Genomic DNA, 23791 nt, shown 5'->3' with positions numbered 1-23791 from the left:
ATCCACATGGGCCAGACCGCCATGTCTGAAAAAGCCTTGAACGCCTTTGCCAATGCCCATCCTTTTCAGGATGCAACCGGGGATGCCACTATGGCATGGATGCTGCTCTGGAGAGCCACCATCGCTGGCCAGAAACTTGAAAAAGCCAAAAAGAAAGATAAATCTTTTTATGAAGGAATCATTAAATCTTTACAATTTTATGTGGAAACACAGCTTCCTGTAACACTTGGCAGATTCAATGCACTGATGAACACCAGCAGTGCTGCAATAGATATTGATGATAATATGTTTCCAAACTAAGCTTTACCAACTTTGAATGGAAAATGAAAAATGAAAAATTTTAAGGCCAATGGGCTGCCACTGTTAATCGGAAGCCTTCCCATGGACAGCCATGAAGAAGCAACAAGACTTGTTCTTGATCACACCCCTGATATTCCGTTGTGGGTACAGCTGCCTCTTTATAAAAAAGAAGGCATGATCAACCAGTTTCTTCCTGGACTTCCCGGATTTACCAATGAAACTGAAAAAAGCCTGCTTGACACATCAAAACCTGGATTTGACGAAGAATTTCTTGCTTTTGTTGAAGAATATCTATCCATAACTGAATCCGGAGCAGATGTTGGTGCGTCAAGGTTTGCCCTGTCAGGGTCAAGGGGAAAAGGTTTTTTTGAATTTTTAAAACAGGTGGATGAAAAAGGATCGCCTTTTATTGCCCTGAAAGGACAAGTGACAGGCCCCATCACTTTTGGGACTGCGGTAAAAGATGAAAATGATAAAGATATTTTTTATAATGACCAGTTAAAAGATGCAGCCATAAAAAAGCTTGCCTTGAATGCCAGGTGGCAGGCTGGGGAATTTTCAAAAAGAGGGGCTGTTCCCATTATTTTTATTGATGAACCGGCATTGGCAGGATTCGGAACCTCTGCGTATATTACCATCACCAAAGAGGATGTCATTCAAAGCATTGAGGAGATTGTCCGGGAAATTCATGCCCAAAATGGTCTGGCAGGCGTCCATGTCTGTGCCAACACAGAGTGGGATATGCTTTTAGGCTCAAAAATTGATATTATCAGCTTTGATGCATTTTCATTTTTTGATAGATTTATCCTTTACCCGGAAATGATTAAAACGTATTTAGAGCAAAGTAAGATTCTTGCCTGGGGGATTGTCCCGACAGCCAAACCAGAGGTGATCGCAGCACAAACCACCCAGGGACTTGTTCAATTGCTCCATGGCCAGATGGATGAGTTATCGGACAAAACAGGAATTGATAAAGAGACCATCATATCACAAGCCTTTATCACTCCCAGCTGCGGCACCGGCTCCCTTGATCTTGACTCGGCCAAAACCGTATTAAAACTGACCAAAGAAGTTTCAGCGGCATTCAGACAAAAATAAAATCATGGCAATGCTATTGATTTTCTTTTAAGGCTTCTGCTGAAAAGTCCTTGGAACGTCTTTCAAGATCCTCAAAATAGACAGGATAACTTTTCTTTGACTCGGTCATAATCATGTCCCAGGGAAGATCTGCAAATGCGCCATGATCCTTTACATATTCCATATGTTTGTTCCCTGATCTATCAAAGGGATGAAATATGGAATCTTTTGTTCCGTCAAATTCCAGAGGTCTTACATTAAAATTATTGCAAAGTTCCAAGTTAAATGCAGGGGTTGCTTTCACCCATTTGTTGTTTAAAAACAACTCGGTATAGCCATGGTAAATATAGACATCTGTTCCCATCAATCGCATTAAACGTTTGGTAGTTAGATGATTTTTAACATCAGCAAATCCAAGTCTTGCAGGAATATTTTGGCTCCTGGCACAGGCAGCCAGAAGCACTGCCTTGGCCACGCAATACCCCTGTCCTTTATTCAGGACAGCGCTCGCCTTCATGGATTCTTTGCCGGGCTCCATGCTGTATGGGTTATATCGGATGCCGTCTCTGACTGCATAATAAAGATCCATTGCCTTTTCAATCTCAGTGACGTCTGATTTACTATTTTTGTTTGCAAAGGCAATCACTGCAGGGTGATCACTGTCGATATAATATGTAGGGTTAAGATATTTTTTCATTATTCAGTCCTGATTTCCTCCTTGTCTGATAACCGCTTTTCCATTTCTATAAACCGGCGTTCTTTCTGAATTTCAGCTGCCAGCTCTTCTTCTGTTGGTAAATATAGTTTATAGCGTGAGGCAAAAATCTGGTTGTTGTCCTCTGGCAAAGTATATCGGACTACGGCATCACTAACCCCGTTCTTATCCCGTGAGAGTGCCAGCCGATCGAATAATAGTGAAGCAATCTGACGTTCAAGTTCACGTGTAGACCAGCGGGTATTAATTGCTTCGGCTTCATAAAATGCCCGGGCATCAGGACTTTCCACCCGCAAAAGAATACGATAATGAGTCCAGCTCAAATTGTGACTCAGTGCGTCACAATTTGGATACCCTTTATAAAAAAGCCTCATATTACGAAGATTTGAAGCATCAAAGCCTTTACCAAATTCAGCGCTGAGTTTTTTTGCCAACTCGACAAGTAATCCTTTTCCATAAACTGCCCGTTCTGCTCCACTCTGTTCTTCCTCAACGATCAAGCGACCGATATGCCAATAGCAGGTCACCATCTGAGTATTAACTGCCTGAAATGCCCGGGAGCGCGATTGAATAAGGAGGTTCTTAATCTTTCGATAGATGTGCCCGGTTGCGGATTGGGGAATGTCTTTGGTCATGGTGCTTTCCTTTTTTACCCAAATTCCATTTGATGCCGCTGTTATTTTTCAGCTTCTCATAATCAATTTTGTTCTAGAAAAATACTTATCATATGCCTCCTTTTTGACTACCATATCATTTGTAAAAAATCTATCTTAATCCCCCACCATTTCCCAAAGTAGAGTTTGATCTGCTATAGCAATTGTCTCTCGAAACAAAAATGTCCCATAATTTGAGACACAAACTCTGCTGATTGTAACCACCTGCCCCTCTTTTCTTCGGGCCAACCGGCAAGCCAATATCTGGCACACTTTATGCTCTTTAATTTTCAATAAGTTTTTAAGTAAGCTCTTTAAATCTAAATAAAACAAGTAGGTATCCCATGACAAAGCCCTATGGAAGAGAAACAAAAAAAAGAGTAGGGAAAATTCTTCTGGAACCCCATCGCAAGATGGCTATGGAAATGTTAAGGCAAATTCCTGATAAGCAGCTGGTGGGTCATCTTTTTTCCCATTTTTACCATAAAGATGAACTGGTAAAGTTCCGGAGTATTACTGCAATGGGGGCTCTTGGATCACGAATGGGACAAAGGAATATGGAAAAAGCCAGGATTGTCCTGAGACGGATCATGTGGAATCTGAATGACGAATCCGGTGGAATTGGATGGGGATCACCCGAAGCCATGGGAGAAATTCTTTGCCGGAGTCCGCAACTTGCACTGGAATTTAAATCCATTCTTTTCTCATATATTCAACCAGGTGGCAATTATATTGAGCATGAAGCGCTTCAAAGGGGTGTCTTGTGGGGGATTGGGACATACCTTGAATCAAATCCCCGGGATCTGAATGATGAAACAAAAGGATTCCTATTTGAATTTTTACATTCTTTAGATCCTGTCAAAAGGGGATATGCCGTAAGAGCCCTGATGAATGCCGGATGTCTTGATTGCAGTATTGTGCCTGAAAACATTATGACCGACCATCATCATATTGATATTTTTAGCAACTGGAACTTCACTGCAACACGCGTTTGTGACATGATCCTGCCCTGTGAAGGCCACAAAATATTTGCATAATTTATTTTGTGGCATGCTTATTGAATAACAACTTTAGAAACGAAGTTAGCCGGATATGTGTGAAACAAATAATAATGATGGACTTATGCTTAAAAAAAAGTGTGACATAAATATTGCTCAAACCATTGATCTTGCACATGAAATGATCAAACTTGCGCAAACAGGTTATGAGCAGCGGGAAGATCCCGGATGCGGTGTGCTTTACGGCATCCTTCTGGATTCCGGGTACAGGCTTCTGGATCTTGCACAAAAAGAAAAGCATGCACATATGCAAAAAGGCTGGTGGGACAATTCAATAAAAAAGGAGACAAGTAAATGAAGACTTATGTTTGTTCAGTATGTGGTTATTCCCATAGTGGTGACGATGCCCCTGAAAAATGCCCCCAATGCGGCGCATCAAAAAATAAATTTTCCGTACAGGAAGGTGATTTGGTCTGGGCCGATGCCCATGTAATCGGTGTGGCAAAAGATGTTGATGCTGAAATCCTTCAGGGATTAAGGGACAACTTTATGGGCGAATGTACGGAAGTGGGTATGTACATTGCCATGAGCCGCCAGGCAGACCGTGAGGGATACCCGGAAGTTGCTGAAGCCTATAAAAGAATCGCTTATGAAGAAGCGGATCATGCATCAAAATTTGCAGAGCTTTTAGGTGAAGTGCTTGAAGCCGATACAAAGGCAAATCTGACTGCCAGAGTTCTTGCTGAAAATGGTGCCTGTGCCGGGAAAAAAGCCATTGCCGTAAAGGCAAAAGAGCTGGGTTATGATGCCATTCATGATACCGTACATGAGATGTGCAAGGATGAAGCACGTCATGGGATGGCATTTCAAGGACTTTTAAACCGATTCTTTAAATAAACCAATTTTAAATCATGGAAACCTTGTTGTCTATGAAAACCCCTGTTGTTGATTTAGGCAGTTGTATTCTCTGCGAAATCTGTGTTGAGCTGGCCCCCCATGCATTTGGGATCAATGATGCGGTTTTTGTTGAAGTACTTTCCCTTGACAAGTACTCAGATGAAGATATCCATGAAGCCATAAAAAATTGTCCCAAAGACTGTATCACATGGGAATAAATTTTTAACCCGAAGATTTTTTAAATCTTCGGGTTTGGCTTTATCTCACCGCTCACCTGAACGTCCCTTCCTTCAGTCAAATTCTACAAGTATTTTACAAATCAATAAAAAAACATTGCGTCTGATACACAAATGTGTCATTTACCAATCCAGCAACCCTGACAAATAATTATTTTATATATTTGGGAAATGACACAATGACCGACTTGATACAACCCATACTTGACCATGACAATCTTATTCTTGTTCTTGACAGCCTGAAACTTGGAATAATTTGTCATACTCCTGAAAGAATCATTACGGTTTTCAATAAGGAAGCAGAAAGAATTACCGGATATTTAAGAGCAGAGGTTATTGGCAATGACTGTCATACGGTTTTCCAGGCACCTTTTTGCGGAAAAAAATGTTCTTTTTGCGATGGTGCGCCACAGTTTCCTTTTGGTGCAAAAGAATATCCGTTGAACATCATTACAAAAGACGGTTCTGCCCGTCAGCTTGAAATGACCGTCTCCGCCATCATCAGCCATGAGAATGTATTAAACGGAGTACTGGCATCCTTCAGGGATGTGACTGAATCCTTTAACCTGTCTTTAAAAGCTGAAAACCTTTCTAACTTTGCCGGTATCATCGGCAAACACAAATCAATGCAGGATATTTTCAGGCAGATCAGAGATGTTGCCCTGTACAATTACCCGGTTCATGTCTCAGGTGACACCGGCACGGGAAAAGAACGGGTAGCCTATGCTATTCATGATATCAGCTCCTATGGCACCGGTGCCTTTGTTCCTGTAAATTGCGGGGCTATTCCGGAAGGGATTGTGGAAAGTGAATTATTCGGACATGTCAAAGGGGCCTTTTCCGGCGCCGTCAAAGAGAGGAAGGGAAGATTTGAACTGGCAGACAAGGGAACACTCTTTCTGGATGAAGTGGCTGAACTGCCCTTAAAAACACAGGTTAAACTTTTAAGATTTTTACAGGAAGGTACTTTTGAAAAAGTCGGCGGTGAAAAAAAAGTCTCCGTGGACGTCAGGATCATCAGTGCATCCAATAAAAATCTTAAAGAGGAAGTCACGGCCGGCAGGTTCAGGGAAGATCTTTTTTACAGGCTCAATGTCATCCCCATCCATCTGCCCCCTTTAAGACAGCGCAAAAGTGATATCCATCTTTTGGCTGCCCATTTTTTAAAGGAAGCTGAACAGGAAAGCCCGCATGCTATTCCACAACTTGCCGACGAAGCTCTTGATATCATGCTTGATTACCATTGGCCGGGAAATGTCAGGGAATTGAAAAATGTGATCCAGTTTTCCGTGGTGCGCTCAAGGGGAAGTGAAATACTGCCATCGGATCTGCCCATGGAAATCACTCAGGGTAAAGATATTAACTTTCAGTTCTCAGACAGACCTGAACCACAGGAGACGATTCCCGCCAGAAGCAAACTTGACATTGAATCGGTTAAGAATGCGATTAAAAAGACCGGCGGTAACAAATCCAAAGCCGCAAGGGTATTAGGTGTTGGAAGAGCAACCCTTTACAGATTTCTTGCCCAGAATGAAGAGATAAAAAATTATGTGGATCAATTTTGATGATTACTGATTGCACGGATTTTTATCGTTAAATTTTTTTCATTTTCATCAAACCTGAACTCAATGGTCTCATCCTGGCTGAAGTCTCCTTTAAGAATAGTCATGGACAAGGGGTTTTCAATCTCCTGCTGGATAACCCGCTTTAAAGGGCGTGCACCAAAAATGGGATCATATCCCTTTTTTGCCAGGTGCTCCATGGCTTTGTCATCCAGATGGATCGAAAGGTTGCGGGATTTCAGCCGCTGATTGAGTTTCTCAATCTGGATTCCGGCAATCTGTTTTATATTCTCCATTGTCAAAGCATGAAAGGTGATAATTTCATCAATCCGGTTTAAAAATTCCGGCCTGAACGCCTCTTTTAGCGCGCTGGCGATACCCTGCTGAATATCGGCATCCTCAAGCTCCTTACTTGTTCCTGCCTCCTGCAGAAACCGGGAGCCCACATTGGATGTCATGATGATAATGGTGTTTCGAAAATCCACAGTTCTGCCATGGCCGTCTGTCATCCTGCCGTCATCTAGAACCTGCAGAAGAACATTGAACACATCCTGATGGGCTTTCTCAATTTCATCAAACAGGATCACCGAGTAAGGACGTCTTCTGACTGCCTCTGTTAAAAATCCTCCCTCATCATACCCCACATATCCCGGAGGGGCACCAATGAGCCTGGCCACAGAATGCCTTTCCATATATTCCGACATATCCACCCGGATCATATTCTCATCATTGTCAAAAATAAATTCGGCAAGGGATTTAGCCAGTTCAGTCTTACCAACGCCTGTGGGCCCCATGAAGATAAAGGTGCCAATGGGGCGGTCTTCCGGTGAAAGTCCTGATCTGGCACGTCTGACCGCATTAGATACAGCATCAATGGCTTTTTGCTGACCTATCACCCTTTTTTTAATTACGTCTTCCATTTGAATCAATTTTTCCTGGTCACCCTTGAGCATTTTAGACACTGGAATTCCTGTCCAGGCTGAAACAACCTCTGCCACGTCAGACGCTTCCACATCTTCTTTGAGCATTCTCTTGTCCTTTTGAAGCTCATTCAAGGCTTGTTTTCTGGCTCCAAAATCTTTTTGCAATTGTTCCATGGTGCCATATCTGATCTTGGCAACCTTTTCAAGATCTCCATTACGCTCTGCCATATGGGCCTCGGTCTGGGCGCTGTCCATGGCCTCTCTTATACTGCTTATGGCCTGTATCAATTGCTTCTCACTATCCCAATGAAGTTTTAACGGTCCAACTTCCTCTTTCATGACCGCAATATCCATTTCAAGTTTTTCAAGCCGCTCTTTGGATGCCTTGTCTTTTTCCTTGATCAGGGCCTGCCGTTCAATCTGGGCCTGGGTAATTTTTCTTAAAATCTCATCAATAGCCCTTGGCATGGAATCAATTTCTATCCTCAGCCGGGAAGCACATTCATCCATCAGATCCACTGCCTTGTCCGGCAGAAACCGGTCTGCAATATACCGGTTGGACAGGGTGGCTGCGGCTACGATGGCAGAATCCTTGATCCGTATCCCATGGTGGATCTCATATTTTTCTTTCAATCCTCTTAAAATAGAGATGGTATCTTCCACTGTGGGCTCTTTTGCAAAAACCTGCTGAAACCGCCGTTCAAGGGCAGCATCCTTTTCAATATATTTTCGGTATTCATTGAGTGTGGTGGCACCGACACATCGAAGCGTTCCCCTGGCAAGGGCAGGCTTGAGCATATTGGAGGCATCCACAGAGCCCTCTGCTGCTCCTGCACCAACCACAGTATGAAGCTCATCAATAAAAAGAACCACTTCACCTTCTGCTGCTTCCACTTCTTTTAATACGGCCTTGAGCCGTTCTTCAAACTCACCCCGGAACTTGGCCCCGGCAAGCAATGCACCCATATCAAGGGCTATCACCCGCCTGTTTTTCAAAGTTTCAGACACATCCCCTTCAACAATTCTCTGGGCCAGACCTTCTACAATAGCTGTTTTACCGACACCGGGTTCACCGATGAGGACCGGATTATTTTTCCGTCTTCGTGACAAAACCTGTACAATTCTGCGAATTTCTTCATCCCTGCCGATAACGGGATCAAGCTTTCCATCCCGGGCAAGCTTTGTTAAATCCCGTCCAAATTTTTCAAGGGCCTGATATTTTTCTTCAGGATTCTGGTCTGTCACACTCTGGTTCCCCCGGATATCCTTTAACACGGATAGAATGGCATCACGTGTTACACCATTTTGCTGCAAGACCTGAAAAACGTCTCCCTTCATTGTGCTAAGAGATAGAAGGATATGCTCAAGGCTCACATATTGATCTTTCATTTTCCGGCTTTCAGAAAAGGATTGATCCAACAGCTTTTTGCCGTCCCGTGAGAGATAGATATTTCCTGCACCAGATACCTGGACAAGTTTTTCAATGGCTTGTTGAATATCTTTTTTCAGAACATCTATTTCAACGCCGATCTTTCTTAATATGGCCAGAACAATCCCCTGATCATCCTCACTCATGGCCTTTAAAAAATGGATTGGCTCAATGGCCTGGTTGCCATATTTTTGAGCCATATCATGGGCTGATTGTAACAGTTCCTGGGATTTAACCGTTAATTTATCGAATTCCATAAACCACCTTTCATTATTTTTTATTATTTATTACATAAAGTAATGCAAAAAAAGATAACGTCAAGAACCGCATATCAATTATTTTTATACCCGCCTGTCCTTTGAATATCTGGCTTCCCCATTGACAGCCCCCACTATGTGGTATATATTTAAAAAAATAAGTAGGACACTGAATAATCCTTTAACTTAAAAAAAGTGTAATTAATGAAAAGCAATAAATTCAAAGACATCAGAGCAAGACTGAACAAGACTCAAAAAGAGCTGGCACAGCTTCTTGGCGTTTCTATAAAGGCAATTCACAGTTATGAACAAGGCTGGCGCAGAATCCCCCATCATGTTGAGCGGCAATTGCTTTTCCTGCTTTCCCGAATACTCCTGAGAAATGACGCACCTCCGGATAAATGCTGGGATATCCGGAAATGCCCGGATAAATTACTTAAAAGCTGTCCGGCATGGGAATTTAAATCCGGTGATCTGTGCTGGTTTATTAATGGGACCAAATGCAGTGGCAAAGCCCATATTTCATGGGAAGACAAAATGGAAGAGTGCAAAAAATGCAAAGTGTTTAAACATCTTTTTGGAATAGAAAAAGGAAATTAAGGGCAATGGATGATTTTATTATAAACAATGTCTGCCGAACCGAAAGAGAAAATGCTTCCGAGTATCGCAAAAAATTACCACAGGTCATCAATACTATCCTGGCATCCATGGAAGATGAGAGGTGTTTTGTCCATATCGGGGATGAACCCATCCATTTTTCAACAACCGTAAAGGAGATGATTGATAAATTCAGAGAAATTCTTTTCCCCGGCTACTTTTCAAGTGAAAAAATTGACGGGGCAAACCTTGTCTACAATATGGGTCAAGCTGTTTCACTATTGTATGATATCCTGTCAGAACAGATCATTCATGTACTGAGACATGACTGCCTGCGGTATGGCCAGGCATGCTCTGAATGTGAAAAAACCGGTAATACAATTGCTCTGAAAGTAATCCAGGCCATTCCGGATCTTCGCATATCTCTGGCTGAAGATGTGAAAGGTGCCCTGGATGGAGACCCTGCTGCAAAAAGTCACGATGAAATTATTTTTTCATATCCCGGACTATACGCCATCACAGTTTACAGGATTGCCAATATTCTATTCAAACTAGGTGTTCCCCAACTGCCAAGAATCATGACGGAACACGCTCACAGCCTGACCGGGATTGACATCCATCCGGGTGCAAAAATAGGGAAAAGATTTGTCATTGATCACGGAACAGGTATAGTCGTGGGTGAAACCAGTGTTATCGGCAATAATGTCAGGGTGTATCAGAATGTTACCATTGGTGCGCTGTCACTGCCCCCAAATGCCGGCGAAAAACTCAGGGGGTCCAAACGTCATCCCACCATTGAAGATGATGTCATCATATATTCCGGTGCCACCATTCTGGGAGGCGACACCAATATTGGTGCCCGCGCTGTTGTGGGCGGCAACGTCTGGCTGACCCGTTCCGTTCCGCCGGATACCAAAGTATTTATTGAATCCCCCCACCTTATCTATAAACGCCACGAAAGCCAGAAGGAACTAAACCATGAGTATCAAGTCTGATATTACAAAAACATGTGGCAATACCCCTTTGATATATATTGAAAAGGCCAGCTTGAAAACAGGAGCAGATTTATATGGAAAGCCTGAATTTTTTAACCCGGCTTCAAGTGTAAAAGACAGGATCGGTCTTGCCATGATTGAGGTGGCCCTTAAAACAGGAAAAATCAACCTTGACTCCACCATTGTAGAACCCACCAGCGGTAATACCGGCATTGCCCTTGCCTTTGTGGCCCGGGTAAAAGGATTGAAATTAATTCTAACCATGCCGGAAACAATGAGTATTGAAAGGCGGCAGTTGTTAAAACACCTCGGAGCCACCCTCGTCCTGACCCAAGGGTCTAAGGGCATGAAAGGCGCCATTGAAGAAGCAAAGAAAATTGTTAAGGAAACACCTAATTCCTATATGCCCGACCAGTTTTCCAATCCTGCCAACCCTGAAATCCATCGAAAAACCACTGCATTGGAAATCTGGGATGATACAAATGGAAAGATTGATATCTTTGTTGCAGGAGTGGGGACCGGCGGCACTATTACCGGGGTTTCAGAAGTATTGAAAGAAAAAAATCCTGCCATAAAATCTGTGGCTGTAGAGCCTGCTGCCTCACCTGTCATCTCCGGCGGGAAACCGGGTCCCCATAAAATTCAGGGTATTGGTGCCGGTTTTATCCCGAAAAATCTGAACGTGGATATCCTCGATGAAATCATTTCAGTTGGAAACGAAGAGGCCCTTCAAGGGGCAAGGGATCTTGCCCGGGATGAAGGCATTCTTTGCGGTATTTCATCGGGTGCTGCCTTTCATGCGGCCAAGACGATTGCCTTGAAGCCTGAAAACAAGGGAAAAACCATTGTGTTTATCATCCCGGATACCGGAGAACGATACCTGAGCACGGATCTGTTTAAAACATCCTGAATAAAGGGATGATTCAAAAACAAACGAGGCCTTATCGATTGGTAATCTTAAAGTATTTTTGTGAGGAATATTTTTTAAAAAGGTGCGACCCCTTTTATCCCACCAGAATAGTATAACGGCAAAAAAATTAATTTTTGTTCCTTTAACTTTTCAAAAGGTCGGGTTGAAAAGACTATACCTGAAGGACAATCAGGATAGTTTTTCAGAATCATATGCATACTTTTTAAAGAACCGGCTTTTCCACTTTTAACCTCAATTGGATATGGTTTCCCGTCAATGGTAACAAGGTAGTCAATTTCTGCACTACTTCCTTTTTTATCTCTTGCCCAGTAGCAAATTTCGCCATCATTTGCACAAATTAACTCCTGTCCAACAAATTGTTCTGCTAAAGCGCCTCTGTATATATTTGAGAGATCTGATTTCGTTAGTTCCAGATAATCCGACATCCCACTCAAATGCTGCCATAATCCAATATCTAAGAGCAGAGTTTTAAATTTTTTTAAAGAAACATTCAAATTAAAAGGGGGCGTAATGTTACTTAATGAAGGTATCTTTTTTATTATTTTGGTATTTAATAAAATTTCAAAAGCTTTTTTAATTGTTGGAGAAGAAAATGATTCGGAAAGATGAGTATATTTTATCTGATTGCCAATATTCTTTGCCACGTTTTTAAATACGTCACCCAAACAGTGTTTATCAGCGTATGGCGCATATTTGGAGAAATCGTCCTGAAATGTAGTGATAAGCTCTTTATGAACGTAAAATGAATCAGAAATACTACCACTTTCAATAAATACTTTTATACTTTCAGGCATTCCGCCTATGAAAAAATATGTTCTCAGTTCGCGGAGTATTGAATCATGTATTTGTTCAGGTAATTTTTTTGGTTCTGAATTTATAATTTCTAATGCTGTTTCATTTTCTGAAGCCATAAGGTATTCCGCAAATGTCATTGGATACATATTTAGAAATTGGACCCGTCCAACTGGAAAAGAAATCTCTGAAAGGGCGAATTCCAACAGTGACCCTGCAGCGATGACATGAATTTCATTCATTTCTTCATAAAAATATCTCAATGCGGTTATTGCTCTCGGACAACTTTGTATTTCATCAAAAAAGAGAAGTGTTTCTTCCGGTATTATTTTTGTTTTTTTTATAATTTCGATTGATTGCTTTATAATTACGGGATCAAGAGATTTCTCAAAAAAAGAGTGCAATTCTCTTTCTTTTTCAAAATCAATTATTACTATATTTTTATAGTATCTATCACCAAAATTTTTAATTATCCAGGTTTTACCAATTTGCCTTGCACCTCTTAAGATAAGCGGTTTTCTTCTTTTTGAGTTTTTCCAATCCAGGAGTTTCTTTTCAATTAATCTTTTCAAACCCGTCTCCTTTTAACGTGTGACCTTCAGGTTATAAAAATATTCTATCATTATAACGTGATAGTTTAAAAAGACAAGGTTGTTTTTAAACCATTCCTTTAAAAAGTTAGGGATATTAAATAATTTTAGATAAATATACCCCATTTTTAACCATTTTTTGTATATTCTATGGGTATGTTTCAACATACTTATTGATTTTTATTGCATATCTTAAAACGTAACAGGCCAGGCAGGGCCAAAAAAAGCAACGAGTATGAGGTTATCAGGACGTTAACAACCCTCTTTTCTTTAGAAGAGGCACAGGATCTACGATATGCCGCGGGAACCATTTTTTCTGATCTTCGGCACCCAATGCCATTGAAAGCAACTCGGAAAAATGAAGAACCGGAATGGGGTTTTCAAGGGCGCATCGAATCTCAAGATTCAGGTGACACATGGAACAGGCGGTTACCAAACATTCTGCTCCAGCTTCCATTGCTTTTGAAATAATCTGGGTTACTACTTTCTGGGCAAGTTGAGGTTTTGCAACCGACAGGTATGTGCCGCAGCACATATTCTCATACCCAAAGGGAATAATATCAGCCCCAAGTTTTGTAAGGGTTTTTTCCATGATCCCGGAATAGTTCTTTTCAAATCTTAAATCCGGCGGCATGGAGAGCATGCAGCCATAATAGGGGGCCACTTTAATTTTTTTTAATTTTTCTTCGGGATGATCAATATAGTCTTCCAGGCGGATTCTGTTAAAAATTTCAAAAAAATGGATAATCTCAAGGTCTTCATCAAAGGGCTTTCCCCATAGATTTTCATATTCCTGCTTTAAGGTTTTGTCTTTTTTAATTTTTAAATACATGGACTTCATGCGGATCAGACAGCTTGGGCAGGCGATTAGTAACGGAACTCCCTTTGGCGCCAGGGAAATATTTCGCATGGGAAGTTTTTTTGCCACATTATGGTCTATGCTGTGGGCAGATGATGACCCGCAGCAATTCCAGTCTTCAAGCTCTTTAAGCTCGATATTCACACTATCGCAAAACCTCAATAAAGACAGGGTGTTCTCATGTCCTGATGCTTTAAGCGAGCACCCCGGAAAGAAAGAAAATTTCAATCTTTCCGACGGGCGGTTATTTTTGTTTCTCCCTGAAGATTTTTTCAATGGCTTTTTTATCCTGAACTTTTGATGGTGTTAAATCCAATTTTCTTTTTTTCAACATTTTAAGCCCCAGTCCCATATCGCTGAGAAGGTCCATCTTCTTGAGCTTGTATCGCATCATGATCTCAAGTTTATGGGTTCTGCCGTATTTTTTTACCGTGTTCAATACTTCGGTATGAAAATTTAACACATCAGGCTCTGCAATTTTGATCCCTTTTTCAAGAGCCTTATGACGAAGTCCATCCATTACGGCCGGTACGTCAATTGCCATGGGGCAATAGCTGCTGCAGATATTGCATCCCACACAAATCCAGATAGTGGAACATTTTAAAGCTGCTTCTTCAAGCCCTAACTGAATCAGACGGATAACAGCATTAGGAGCATAATCCATACCTTCTAAAAAAGGGCAGCCGTTTGCACAGGTTTTGCAATGCAGGCAGGTATTAAAATTGATCCCTGAGCTTGCCTTTATTTCATCGGCAAACTCATGATGTTTATTGCCAAGGTTTATCATACCATTTTCCCGTCTTTCCAGAAGGGAGACATATCTCTTAATTTTTGAATCACAGGCACTAGTGCTGTGATGATGATATCCATCTCTTCCTTTGTATTATAATGGGACAAAGAAAATCGAATGGAACCATGGGCTGATTTAAAGGGCACTTTCATGGCCATGAGCACATGGGAAGGTTCCAGAGATCCTGACGTACAGGCAGATCCTGAAGAGGCGCAGATTCCCTCACGGTCCAACATAAGCAGTATGGATTCTCCTTCCACCGCATCAAGCCCTATGGATAATGTGTTTGGAAGTCGCAGCGCAAGATCTCCATTCACCGAAGACCCGGGTATTTTCTCAAGGAGCCGGGTTTGAAGATAATCCCGAAGTTCCCTGACTTCGGTGTTCATAATGGTCAGATTCTCCCTGGCTAACTCACAGGCCTTTCCAAGCCCGATTATGGATACGGTATTTTCCGTACCGCCGCGTCGTCCTTTCTCCTGGTGTCCGCCAATCAGGAAAGGCGCAAACTTGAATCCCTTTTTCACATACAGCACGCCAATCCCTTTGGGAGCATGAATTTTATGCCCGGAAAGAGACAACATGTCCACACCCGCCTTTTTGACATCAATGGGAACTTTACCGGCTGCCTGAACCGCATCGGTATGGAACAGGATCCCCTTTTCATTGGCAATTTTCGCTATTTCTTCTATGGGGAACATAACGCCTGTTTCATTATTAGCCCACATTAATGAAATAATGGCTGTGTTATCAGACATGCTGTTGTACAATAGATCCAGATCCAAAAGTCCTTTTTTATCCACTGGAATAAATGTGACCTCATACCCTTTTGTTTTTTGAAGATGCTGATAAAGGTTATTAACAGCAGGATGCTCTACATTGGAAGTAATAATATGCTTTTTTTCAGGAAAGGCGTTAATGGCTGAATAAATTGCTGAATTATCACTTTCTGTCCCGCAGCTGGTAAAAATAATTTCTTCAGGATCAGCATTGATAAAATCCGCCACCCGCTGTCTTGCCTGTTTAACTTTTTTGTCAACCTGATCGCCAAAGGTATGCATGGAAGAGGGGTTGCCATATAACTCACCAAAATAAGGAAGCATCTCTTCTATGACTTCATCTGCAACTTTTGTTGTGGCGTTGTTATCCGTATATACAATTCTCATTTTTAAAATTATCCTTTGGCTTTAACTGATTCAAGCACTTCTTCAATCCTTTCCAGGCACTGGCCGCATCCGCCGCCAGCTTTCAGGTAGTCGGTCACATCCTCAGTGGTTTCAAGACCATTTGCCTTTACCGCATCAATAATCTCAAGATCCGTTACTTCAAAACATTCACAAACCAATTCACCCGGTTTGGCCAAAATCTGTACACCTCTGTAATTCGCAATGGCTTTTTTCAAAGCTGACTGTCCCATGACCGAACAATGCATTTTTGCTTTTGGCAGCCCGCCCAGATAATCTGAGATATCATCGTTGGTTACTTTAGCCGCATCATCCAGGGTCATTCCCTTAATGATCTCAGTCAAGGCTGATGAAGATGCTACAGCACTTGCACATCCGAATGTCATAAAAGTTGCGTCAACAATTCTTTCGTTCTCATTGACTTTTAAAAACAATCTCAATGCATCCCCGCAATTTAAAGAGCCCGCCTCTCCGATAGCATTGGCTCCTTCCAACTCACCCACATTCCGGGGTTTTAAAAAATGATCTTTAACCTTATCTGTATAATCCCACATAACCCTTCTCCTTATTCAAATATCTTATTCTTAGTCTAAAATACTACAGAGTGGTAGAATGTCAATAAAGGCTGTACCTTTTTAATTGATGTTTTACCTGGTAATTACAGGCCATCAATCCAGATACACCGGCACAGCATTTCTTATCCTGATCACTTGTGTATTAATGATGGTATCCCTTATAATAACTTCCACACCATTTTTCACTACCTTTTTCAATTTTTCAGCATAAACTTTGTCAATCATCGCCGCCGGCTTAAAGGCTTTGGCATCCATTCGCTGAATCAGAAAAAAAATCACCCCCCTGTGACCCAGAGACACAAGGTGTTCCAGTTCATCAAGATGCTTTTGCCCCCTTGTGGTCACTGCATCCGGAAACATGGCCATTCCTTCTTCTACCAGGGTACAGTTTTTTATCTCCACATAGCACTTTTCTTTTACCTCATTTTCCAGAAGCAGATCAAGTCTTGTATGGCTGCTTGTTTTTACTTCAGCTCTCACGTGTTCATAGCCGGACAACTCTTTTATCAAGTCATTTTCAATGGATTGTTTCACCAGTTTATTGGGCACCAGGGTATTGATACCTATCATTGTCTGCGGCACTTTAACCAGTTCCCAGGTATATTTATACTTTCTTCTGGGATTATCACTTTCGGACAGCCAGACCTGTGATCCGGGAATAGCACACCCTTTCATGGAACCTGAGTTCGGGCAATGGGCGGTCACCTTTTCACCTGTTTTAAGCTCTACATCGGCAAGGAACCGTTTATACCGCTTTATTAACCGCCCTGTGATTAACGGCGGCAATTGAAATCCTTTGTATTTCATATAATTTTCCTCAAATGGTCCATGCTTAATCCTTTCCTGATGCCAAACCGGGTCAGGCAAAAATCATATTTGACCGGATCTTCTCTTAAGACCTTTTTAAACCCCTGGGTAATTTCAAGCGCTGTTTTCATATCCGCACTCTTTCTTCCGGTAAAGTCAAGCATCTTCCCTACCTTGTGCATATGCGTATCCAGAGGAACAATCAACTGGGAAGGGCTTGTTTCTCCCCAGCCTCCGGGATCAACCTGATCTTGTCGCACCATCCACCGCAAAAAAAGAAGACTTCTTTTGCAGGCGCTTTTCTTTTGCGGATCTGCCAGAAGATGTCCGATCTCTTTATTCTTATTAATCTGAGCAGAAAGAAAGACAAGGCCTGGCAAAACTGTCTCATCTTCAGATTTCATTTCTGCATAGAAACAGTTTTCAAGGGATACAAACTGATTTAAAACCTCCCTGATCCCCCATAAAAGACTGGTCAGGTGGACATCACTTGCAAACCTGTATCGAAACCTCTTAAAATCATTTGCAATATCTTTCTTTGTCCGGGTCATAAGATAATCAAAAGGAGTGGGCTTAAGTTTGCCAAGGATATGAGAAACCGTTTTCATGATTTGTTCAACCCGTCCATAAGCAAAGCAGGCCGCAATAAAACCTGCAATCTCCAGGTTTTTCTTTTCAGGATAATCATACAGGAACAAAAGCGGATCAGGATCCACATATTCCCTTTTATTATACTGTAAATAAATTCTCTCCAGTCTGTCCTTTAAATGGATCATTATACTATTCACACCTGGTTCATAAATGTTAGAATACTTTTATATCATAATAATTTAAGTAAGCAAATTCAGGGCCAGACAGGGCAATCACAAATAGATTTTTTAAATTTTAAATTATTTCGTGTTAAAAATTGTTTGCCATCGTCTGGATATTTACCATAACCCGTTCCAGGCTGATCCCCTTGCGTCCGCCGGATGGACATTGCCACAAGCTCTAAGATTACCTTCGCTGACCGCCATGAACTCGCTCATTCTTCGCTCAAATACCATGGCGGTTTAATCGCTATAGTAATCAAGAGCTTGTAAGCAACGATCCATATGCTCCCGCAAGGCAATCAACCTTCCACTGACAGGGATAGCAAGTTTGCAAAAATCCCATCAATCATAAGATGTGGTATCTGGCTACTATTCAGAGAACCCAAGTATATAATAAATAGTCCACACCGCATCAGAATGGGACTGCTTATTTTTTTTGTTTTCTAAAAGCCTGTTTTTCACTCAACTCAATCTCCAATCAAGTTGAATGGGATCTTGATTTTTTTAATTTTGCTTTTTCTCATATAGTGGAATTTTTTATCTGAGAATAAAAAAATATGGATGCTATATCTTGTGTCTCGATAAATTTTTTAAATGATCTGGACTTCACGTTATAGTGCTCACTTGGGTCGCTGTTTAAAAATTAATCATTGGAAATATCAAAGATACAGTTTGAATTGTTTATCACTTTAGTTGTTAATGGTTATGCAAGTTTGTTGATTTTTAACTCAATTAAAAATAAGATCCAAACGTCAAAAAAACAATCACAGATTTGTTGGTCAGGCGAAGAAGCTTTTCCTCTTTATATTTAACAAATTCAGTCCGAACAGTCAGTTTTTCCAAACTCACTGGCAAACCCTTCAAGATGTGTTGCTGGATCATAATTACGGATGAATTCATCCAGATCAAGACCATCCACATCTCTATCCATATTGAAATCACCGTAGCAGTATTCATCCGTAACAAAAATATAGGCCTGTTTGGTTATTGAATTCGACATATCTTCACCGGAAACCATCAGTCTGATGTCGTATTCGCCGGATTTGGTGAACGTATGTGAAGGCGATGATTGCTGGCTTGTATCGCCATCACCAAAATCCCAATGATAGAAATCAATGCCTCCTTCGGACAAATTTGTGAAATTCACGGTTAAGGGAGCGGCCCCAGAAGTCAGGTCGCCGGCAAATTCTACATAAATACCTGTATTACTAAATGTTTGAGAGATTTTGTGCCCCGCCTCATCTTCCGCAGTCAGGGTGAAAATAATTTTTCCGGTTAAAAGATTTTCAATTATGGGTAAATTAAGGCTGAAGGACACACAGCTGGTATCTGCGGGAAGATTGCCCTGACATTCTACGGCCTTGTTTTCAGTAGTATAACTGAATCCTGAACATGGATTCATATCCTCCACAGGAATCGAATTCTCTTTAATGTCCCAACTGCCGTTTTCGGTGAGATACAAACCTCTGACTTCATCTCTGATGGATACACTGACAGCCTTAACGCCTGTCCCAAAATTCCGGTCGCAGGCGATACCGGTTAAAGCACCGGTCTCCGCTATCTCCTTAATGGTAGACAATTGTGTAAATCCTGGCGCCTGATCATCTTGTCCGGCGAGCATAAAATTTTGTGTGATGTCTTCTCCGTTGACCCGTACCACAGCCAAACCGTTTACCGGTATCACCGGACGGTTAATTGCCGGAATTTCAATCAGTTCAACTTGATACAGGCCGGCGAAAAGATCTGAAAATACGTAGTTTCCTTTATCATCGACTATTTCCGTTGCAACGTGTTTTCCGTCCTGTTTAAGTTCAACACTGGCCGCAATCGGATTCGCGTTTGTATCCTTAACAGTTCCTGTGATTGCCGCAAGCGGTCTTATGAGGGTAACTGTTTCATAGTTGCTTGTTAAAAGAACGGCATCATCGCTTTTCATGACGGCTTTAAAAGAGAGGTTGTCGATCTCGGGTAACGTATCCTTTTTAAGGATCAGATCGAAACTGACAGGTTCATCAATTTTCCAGTTTTCGATGATTTTGACAACGTCATCTTTGGTAAGATTGTCAAAATAATCTTCATCCAAAAGTAGCCGCAATGTGACCTTATTCTGGGAATCCTGGCCGTCATAATGATATATAGCCGTAATTTTCAATTGATCACCGGGACGTACTGTCAACGGATCAGCTAAAAGGGTTATCGATTCTTTATTCGGATCTTCATTTTGCATATTGTTGACCCAGATCAGGTGAGGGGCGGATACATCAGACGTTTCCGCTTCTGTTTCGTTTAACCGCTCAGGCGGTGATTCGGGCATGGCCCGAACCCAGTAAAATGCGTTATCCATGGAAAGAGATGTGGTGTTCCAGTCCATTTCCCACGTATCATTTTTGTCATTAAAAACGGCTGCTCCGATGTCTTTCCAGGAGTGAGAGTCGTAATCATCATGAAATGGGCCGGAATATTGAAAAGACAGTTTATCGTAAGGATTATTTCCGTCAAATATCCGCAATCCCAGTTTCACACGGTCATCCACAAAACGGGGCGGAAAATTAAACATATGGCGTCCGGCTTCAGCCTCAAGCATGTTTCTGAAACGTTCCAGAACATTTAAATAATTGGGGCATGAGGGCATACGAATATCGACGACGTTCCAGTCTTCAATGTTTCCGGCTCCGTCAACAGCCCGGTATGAAAGTTCAAAATCCGACATTAAAAAACAGGGGATTTCTATGGTGACGCTATGACCGCTTGCAGAAGTGAAGGAGGAAGTGGAGCCGAATCTGTAATCGATACGAGCGACACCGGAAATGGCGTCAGTTGCTTCAATGACAAAAGAATTCGAACTAAATACAGCTACATCATCCACAATAACTGGATCCTCATCGCCATAGGATGCGGTGATTTCTGATTCCGGATAGGTGAAATCAAATCCGATATCTCCCCGGTTGACGGGATCGGAATATCCCAGTATGTCGTAGGTGTAATATAAAATTTCGTAGCCGTCATCGCCTTCCAGGCCGGCTGTCATGTTTATGGGAATGGAAAATGAGTCACCGTCCCGCCATTGAGACAGTTCACCATCCTGATAGTAATTATAACGTGAGGTCCGGATCGGCAATGTATTCATATGCGCAACAAGGCTAACGTCCAGATAATAATTGGCGCTCAAATGATCGGTATAGTCCTGTCGATTCACCCAGCGTTGATAGAAGGCTGTAGTGCCCGGCGGCGTCACCCCTCCCGCAAAATTCACCCCGTTGATATTCAGAGAAGGATCACCAAACAACTGAACCTTGTAAACATGATGAAAGCGTGCAGGATAAAACCAGTCCCAGCGTCCACCAATGTCGCCATCCGGCCAGTCACTGACCGTTTCCCAGGTGGACCGGTTGGCAGTATCCAGACTGTAATGATCAATAAAATCCTCAACCGCCTGGAGATAACAGGAACCTGCCGTTGAAATTCCGCTTTCAACTGCTCTGAAAAATCGTTTGTCAAAGTAATGGCCGGGAGGTTGATTGGATATGAGGCTTCCTATGTAAATGACTCCCCCGTCAGTGTAATCCGTCAGAAAGGCTTCGGCCATGGAATCGTTATCCACCTTAAAAGCAACGGGACTGGTCCGTTGAGTCGTGCCTGAATCGCTCAGGGCATATCGGGCAGTGGAACAGGAACCGGGAGCCACAACAATAGCCGGCCGTAAGGAATTGGTTAACATAGATACATCAGCCTGATAAAATCCTGGTTCCCAGAGGCTTTGGGGCTCACCGTGACCGGCATAATTGATAAATTGGGGATAATTGTCGTTTACATAATCAATAATGGTTGCCCGGGGATCCACACCGTTGATGACTGAGCCGTCGTCTGTGAAATCCCAGGTTGAGCCATGTTCCCCCATCAGGTAAGCGATATCGTAGAAACTGTCCATAAAGGCGCCTATTTCGCGTTTGGCGTCCTGGCTGCCGCTGAATTCACCGCCGATAAACAGGGCATTTTTATCAGTTCCTTCGACACCCGTGGAGGTTTCATAGGCCATTACTTTCAGCATATAACGGGAAAATTCATCCGGATTTTTACAGGGAAGTCGGCCTAATGCAACATCCGGATGGATGGTGTTGTGGTCGGTTTCTCGAAAATTGTCGTAGTATTTTTCTCCATAAAAGCCATCCCCGTCCACGTCCCAGTTATCAAAAGCACGTGTGGGATCTTCGTTATCCCAGAGGTTGGAATAGTATGCGTCACAGGGGAAAAACCCATAAGATGCGTGGGCATACCAAATATCAGAATCCTCATTCCAGGCCCAATGAGTGTCTCCTGCAGAGGAATAACCAAAATACTGGTAGCGTATTGGGAAAACGCCTGTGTCTCCCACGATCATGACATATTGGACCCCGTAATTTTTCACCTGATCATAAATCAGCCGTTTGATCCGTTCGGGTTCATCCACGCCTGCGTATGCGCCGAGATCGGACAAGGTGAATACCCGGGTGCTTACACCGCTTTCTTCTCTGTAATATTGATATTGTTCGGCAACTGTGATCCATGCCTCATCTTGCTGAACGAAGGTACCGGTGGATTTGTATGGAACTATGATCACCAAATCCGTAGAAAATGCAGAGGGTACGGGAAAAAAGATAAGCACGACAAACAGACTGATCAATAGGCAGATGTTACAATTATCAAATTTTATTTGTTTCACAGTATTAGTCCTTTCTTAACAAAAATAAAAATTTGTCATACTTCACAAATGACTCAGTAGTGTCCAGTTAGATACTATCATAGCACACCAAATACATTTTTTTTATTAAAATTTCATTTTTTTTATTGACAAAGGGGCAGCAAAATGCCGCGTGCCTTAAAAATATAATTTTTATTTTCATGGAGTTGCGTGTAATCCAAGCAGGGACAATATTGTCAAAGATCGAAAAAACTTAAAGTATGCAAAAACCTAACCGGACATTACTGAATAAAATTACATGATGGACTCAAGATATATTTAAGCAACAATAGTTTTATGGTTCAGTTTCATTTGAGATTAAGAAATTTATAGTTCAGACAATTGTATGAGATGAGTTAAGGACTTTTATTGAAAAGGCGTTTACTTTTTTTGCCAGTAGTGACTACAATCAAAATCCAATCGGTGGGTACTTGTATTCATAGTCTGGGGATTTAAAAAAAATGTCGTCAGTACCACATATGGTATTTGAGGTTTTCAGAATCAAAATTTCAATTCCATTTTATAAGCCATGAGAATCATCTCCGGGCATTCTTCCAAATTAACGTGTATAATATAAAAAATTGACTGCAGGCTACAATTCATTGATTGGACCATCCATAATTCAAAACCCCCGGACTATCCTCTGTAAGTTCGTACTTATTCAAAAGTATCCTGAAAATCTAAACTTCAATCATTTCTTTACATCAGTAATTTTATTTTTAACCGGCTCCCACCGTGCGGATTTTATCTCTTTTGTCGAGATTGCCTGTGCCGATACAGAAAAGCGCATCCTTGTACACATTCATATTGGATTTGGCAGGGATAAGAAAGGTAATGTCCTTAGTATTAAGCCACCACAAGAAAATACCGTCTGCAAATCCACGGTCAATGTCAAGGGAAGTGATCTTGGCATGTTCGCTAAGATTGTCAATCGCCTGCTGGACTACTTCCCGGGCAAGATTTATATAATGAACCTTAAATGTAGCAAACCGACTGAGCGAGCGAAATGGCAAAGAGTGGTTACAAACTTGCTATCTCCGCCAGTGGAAGGTTGATTGCCTTGCGGGAGCATATGGATCTTTGCTTACAAGCTCT

At 41.9% G+C, this 23791-nt stretch carries 22 protein-coding genes; 10 read left to right on the top strand and 12 right to left on the bottom strand.

The window, feature by feature from the left end; translation table 11 throughout:
- Nucleotides 1-300: acyl-CoA dehydrogenase C-terminal domain-containing protein (locus K8S13_RS14495; protein WP_291463533.1), on the top strand; the 300-nt coding region annotated here is incomplete at its 5' end.
- A 30-nt stretch (nt 301-330) separates the two neighbouring features.
- Entirely contained in the window at nt 331-1398 is a 1068-nt protein-coding gene (locus K8S13_RS14490) for a hypothetical protein (RefSeq protein ID WP_291463532.1), read from the top strand.
- A gap of 13 nt (nt 1399-1411) precedes the next feature.
- Here the strand turns inward: K8S13_RS14490 and K8S13_RS14485 are convergent, their stop codons facing one another.
- Together K8S13_RS14485 and K8S13_RS14480 are read right to left on the bottom strand one after the other, a co-directional pair.
- Nucleotides 1412-2074 carry a transglutaminase family protein gene (locus tag K8S13_RS14485; protein ID WP_291463531.1) on the bottom strand — a complete coding sequence of 221 codons (663 nt, stop codon included), beginning with the start codon at nt 2072-2074 and terminating at the stop codon, nt 1412-1414.
- On the bottom strand, nt 2074-2727 hold the full coding sequence (locus tag K8S13_RS14480; RefSeq protein WP_291463530.1) for a DUF1016 N-terminal domain-containing protein: 654 nt from the start codon (nt 2725-2727) through the stop codon (nt 2074-2076). The genes K8S13_RS14485 and K8S13_RS14480 overlap by 1 nt, the downstream gene beginning before the upstream one ends.
- A gap of 362 nt (nt 2728-3089) precedes the next feature.
- Here K8S13_RS14480 and K8S13_RS14475 point away from each other — a divergent pair, with 362 nt between their 5' ends.
- The 5 genes from K8S13_RS14475 to K8S13_RS14455 all read left to right on the top strand — a co-directional run bounded on the left by K8S13_RS14475 (nt 3090) and on the right by K8S13_RS14455 (nt 6441).
- Nucleotides 3090-3782: a DVU0298 family protein gene (locus tag K8S13_RS14475; RefSeq protein ID WP_291463529.1), complete on the top strand. Its 693-nt coding sequence runs from the start codon at nt 3090-3092 to the stop codon at nt 3780-3782.
- Nucleotides 3783-3867: 85 nt separating this feature from the next.
- On the top strand, nt 3868-4101 hold the full coding sequence (locus tag K8S13_RS14470; protein WP_291463528.1) for a hypothetical protein: 234 nt from the start codon (nt 3868-3870) through the stop codon (nt 4099-4101).
- The gene (locus tag K8S13_RS14465; RefSeq protein WP_291463527.1) at nt 4098-4640 is read left to right on the top strand and encodes an NADH peroxidase; all 543 of its coding nucleotides are present in this window, start codon (nt 4098-4100) and stop codon (nt 4638-4640) included. Before K8S13_RS14470 ends, K8S13_RS14465 begins: the two co-directional genes overlap by 4 nt.
- A gap of 32 nt (nt 4641-4672) precedes the next feature.
- Complete coding sequence (locus K8S13_RS14460; protein WP_291463525.1) at nt 4673-4858, top strand: ferredoxin; 186 nt, start codon at nt 4673-4675, stop codon at nt 4856-4858.
- 197 nt (nt 4859-5055) lie between these two features.
- The gene (locus tag K8S13_RS14455) at nt 5056-6441 is read left to right on the top strand and encodes a sigma 54-interacting transcriptional regulator (RefSeq protein WP_291463523.1); all 1386 of its coding nucleotides are present in this window, start codon (nt 5056-5058) and stop codon (nt 6439-6441) included.
- Here the strand turns inward: K8S13_RS14455 and clpB are convergent.
- Nucleotides 6432-9047 (bottom strand): ATP-dependent chaperone ClpB, encoded by a 2616-nt coding sequence (gene clpB / locus K8S13_RS14450; RefSeq protein ID WP_291463521.1) that lies wholly within the window; start codon nt 9045-9047, stop codon nt 6432-6434. The two genes, K8S13_RS14455 and clpB, sit on opposite strands and share 10 nt — an antisense overlap.
- A 204-nt stretch (nt 9048-9251) precedes the next feature.
- On the opposite strand from clpB, the gene K8S13_RS14445 reads away from it, so the two are divergent.
- The 3 genes from K8S13_RS14445 to cysK are packed head-to-tail and all read left to right on the top strand — an operon-like array spanning nt 9252 to nt 11549.
- Nucleotides 9252-9647, top strand: a complete 396-nt coding sequence (locus K8S13_RS14445) for a helix-turn-helix transcriptional regulator (protein ID WP_291463519.1) — start codon at nt 9252-9254, stop codon at nt 9645-9647.
- A 5-nt stretch (nt 9648-9652) separates the two neighbouring features.
- Nucleotides 9653-10639 (top strand): serine acetyltransferase, encoded by a 987-nt coding sequence (locus K8S13_RS14440; protein WP_291463518.1) that lies wholly within the window; start codon nt 9653-9655, stop codon nt 10637-10639.
- The gene (cysK, locus tag K8S13_RS14435) at nt 10623-11549 is read left to right on the top strand and encodes a cysteine synthase A (protein ID WP_291463517.1); all 927 of its coding nucleotides are present in this window, start codon (nt 10623-10625) and stop codon (nt 11547-11549) included. Before K8S13_RS14440 ends, cysK begins: the two co-directional genes overlap by 17 nt.
- A gap of 74 nt (nt 11550-11623) precedes the next feature.
- On the opposite strand, the gene K8S13_RS14430 is transcribed toward cysK, so the two are convergent.
- The 9 genes from K8S13_RS14430 to K8S13_RS14390 all read right to left on the bottom strand — a co-directional run bounded on the left by K8S13_RS14430 (nt 11624) and on the right by K8S13_RS14390 (nt 23709).
- The gene (locus tag K8S13_RS14430) at nt 11624-12934 is read right to left on the bottom strand and encodes an AAA family ATPase (RefSeq protein ID WP_291463515.1); all 1311 of its coding nucleotides are present in this window, start codon (nt 12932-12934) and stop codon (nt 11624-11626) included.
- 262 nt (nt 12935-13196) lie between these two features.
- Entirely contained in the window at nt 13197-14087 is an 891-nt protein-coding gene (locus tag K8S13_RS14425; RefSeq protein ID WP_291463513.1) for a heterodisulfide reductase-related iron-sulfur binding cluster, read from the bottom strand.
- Nucleotides 14056-14598, bottom strand: a complete 543-nt coding sequence (locus tag K8S13_RS14420; protein ID WP_291463512.1) for a 4Fe-4S dicluster domain-containing protein — start codon at nt 14596-14598, stop codon at nt 14056-14058. The genes K8S13_RS14425 and K8S13_RS14420 overlap by 32 nt, the downstream gene beginning before the upstream one ends.
- Nucleotides 14595-15767: a cysteine desulfurase NifS gene (gene nifS, locus K8S13_RS14415; protein ID WP_291463511.1), complete on the bottom strand. Its 1173-nt coding sequence runs from the start codon at nt 15765-15767 to the stop codon at nt 14595-14597. Before nifS ends, K8S13_RS14420 begins: the two co-directional genes overlap by 4 nt.
- Nucleotides 15768-15775: 8 nt before the next feature.
- Complete coding sequence (gene nifU / locus K8S13_RS14410; RefSeq protein WP_291463509.1) at nt 15776-16339, bottom strand: Fe-S cluster assembly protein NifU; 564 nt, start codon at nt 16337-16339, stop codon at nt 15776-15778.
- 114 nt (nt 16340-16453) lie between these two features.
- Nucleotides 16454-17167: a DNA/RNA nuclease SfsA gene (sfsA, locus tag K8S13_RS14405; RefSeq protein ID WP_291463508.1), complete on the bottom strand. Its 714-nt coding sequence runs from the start codon at nt 17165-17167 to the stop codon at nt 16454-16456.
- The gene (locus tag K8S13_RS14400) at nt 17164-17943 is read right to left on the bottom strand and encodes a TIGR02757 family protein (protein ID WP_291463507.1); all 780 of its coding nucleotides are present in this window, start codon (nt 17941-17943) and stop codon (nt 17164-17166) included. The genes sfsA and K8S13_RS14400 overlap by 4 nt, the downstream gene beginning before the upstream one ends.
- Before the next feature lie 853 nt (nt 17944-18796).
- Nucleotides 18797-22678 carry a C25 family cysteine peptidase gene (locus K8S13_RS14395; protein WP_291463505.1) on the bottom strand — a complete coding sequence of 1294 codons (3882 nt, stop codon included), beginning with the start codon at nt 22676-22678 and terminating at the stop codon, nt 18797-18799.
- 737 nt (nt 22679-23415) lie between these two features.
- A complete protein-coding gene (locus tag K8S13_RS14390; protein ID WP_291463502.1) occupies nt 23416-23709 on the bottom strand; it encodes a transposase in 294 nt (97 codons plus the stop codon).
- Nucleotides 23710-23791 lie beyond the last annotated feature (82 nt).

The sequence above is a fragment of the Desulfobacula sp. genome, assembly GCF_021107415.1.
The sequence above is the reverse complement of the archived record's forward strand: the minus strand, read 5'-3'. Positions and strand labels throughout refer to the sequence as shown.

Coding starts and splice junctions, on each gene's coding strand:
- K8S13_RS14490 (WP_291463532.1), top strand. CDS start 331: ATGAAAAATTTTAAGGCCAATGGGCTGCCACTGTTAATCGGAAGCCTT.
- K8S13_RS14485 (WP_291463531.1), bottom strand. CDS start 2,074: ATGAAAAAATATCTTAACCCTACATATTATATCGACAGTGATCACCCT.
- K8S13_RS14480 (WP_291463530.1), bottom strand. CDS start 2,727: ATGACCAAAGACATTCCCCAATCCGCAACCGGGCACATCTATCGAAAG.
- K8S13_RS14475 (WP_291463529.1), top strand. CDS start 3,090: ATGACAAAGCCCTATGGAAGAGAAACAAAAAAAAGAGTAGGGAAAATT.
- K8S13_RS14470 (WP_291463528.1), top strand. CDS start 3,868: ATGCTTAAAAAAAAGTGTGACATAAATATTGCTCAAACCATTGATCTT.
- K8S13_RS14465 (WP_291463527.1), top strand. CDS start 4,098: ATGAAGACTTATGTTTGTTCAGTATGTGGTTATTCCCATAGTGGTGAC.
- K8S13_RS14460 (WP_291463525.1), top strand. CDS start 4,673: ATGAAAACCCCTGTTGTTGATTTAGGCAGTTGTATTCTCTGCGAAATC.
- K8S13_RS14455 (WP_291463523.1), top strand. CDS start 5,056: ATGACCGACTTGATACAACCCATACTTGACCATGACAATCTTATTCTT.
- clpB (WP_291463521.1), bottom strand. CDS start 9,047: ATGGAATTCGATAAATTAACGGTTAAATCCCAGGAACTGTTACAATCA.
- K8S13_RS14445 (WP_291463519.1), top strand. CDS start 9,252: ATGAAAAGCAATAAATTCAAAGACATCAGAGCAAGACTGAACAAGACT.
- K8S13_RS14440 (WP_291463518.1), top strand. CDS start 9,653: ATGGATGATTTTATTATAAACAATGTCTGCCGAACCGAAAGAGAAAAT.
- cysK (WP_291463517.1), top strand. CDS start 10,623: ATGAGTATCAAGTCTGATATTACAAAAACATGTGGCAATACCCCTTTG.
- K8S13_RS14420 (WP_291463512.1), bottom strand. CDS start 14,598: ATGATAAACCTTGGCAATAAACATCATGAGTTTGCCGATGAAATAAAG.
- nifS (WP_291463511.1), bottom strand. CDS start 15,767: ATGAGAATTGTATATACGGATAACAACGCCACAACAAAAGTTGCAGAT.
- nifU (WP_291463509.1), bottom strand. CDS start 16,339: ATGTGGGATTATACAGATAAGGTTAAAGATCATTTTTTAAAACCCCGG.
- sfsA (WP_291463508.1), bottom strand. CDS start 17,167: ATGAAATACAAAGGATTTCAATTGCCGCCGTTAATCACAGGGCGGTTA.
- K8S13_RS14400 (WP_291463507.1), bottom strand. CDS start 17,943: ATGATCCATTTAAAGGACAGACTGGAGAGAATTTATTTACAGTATAAT.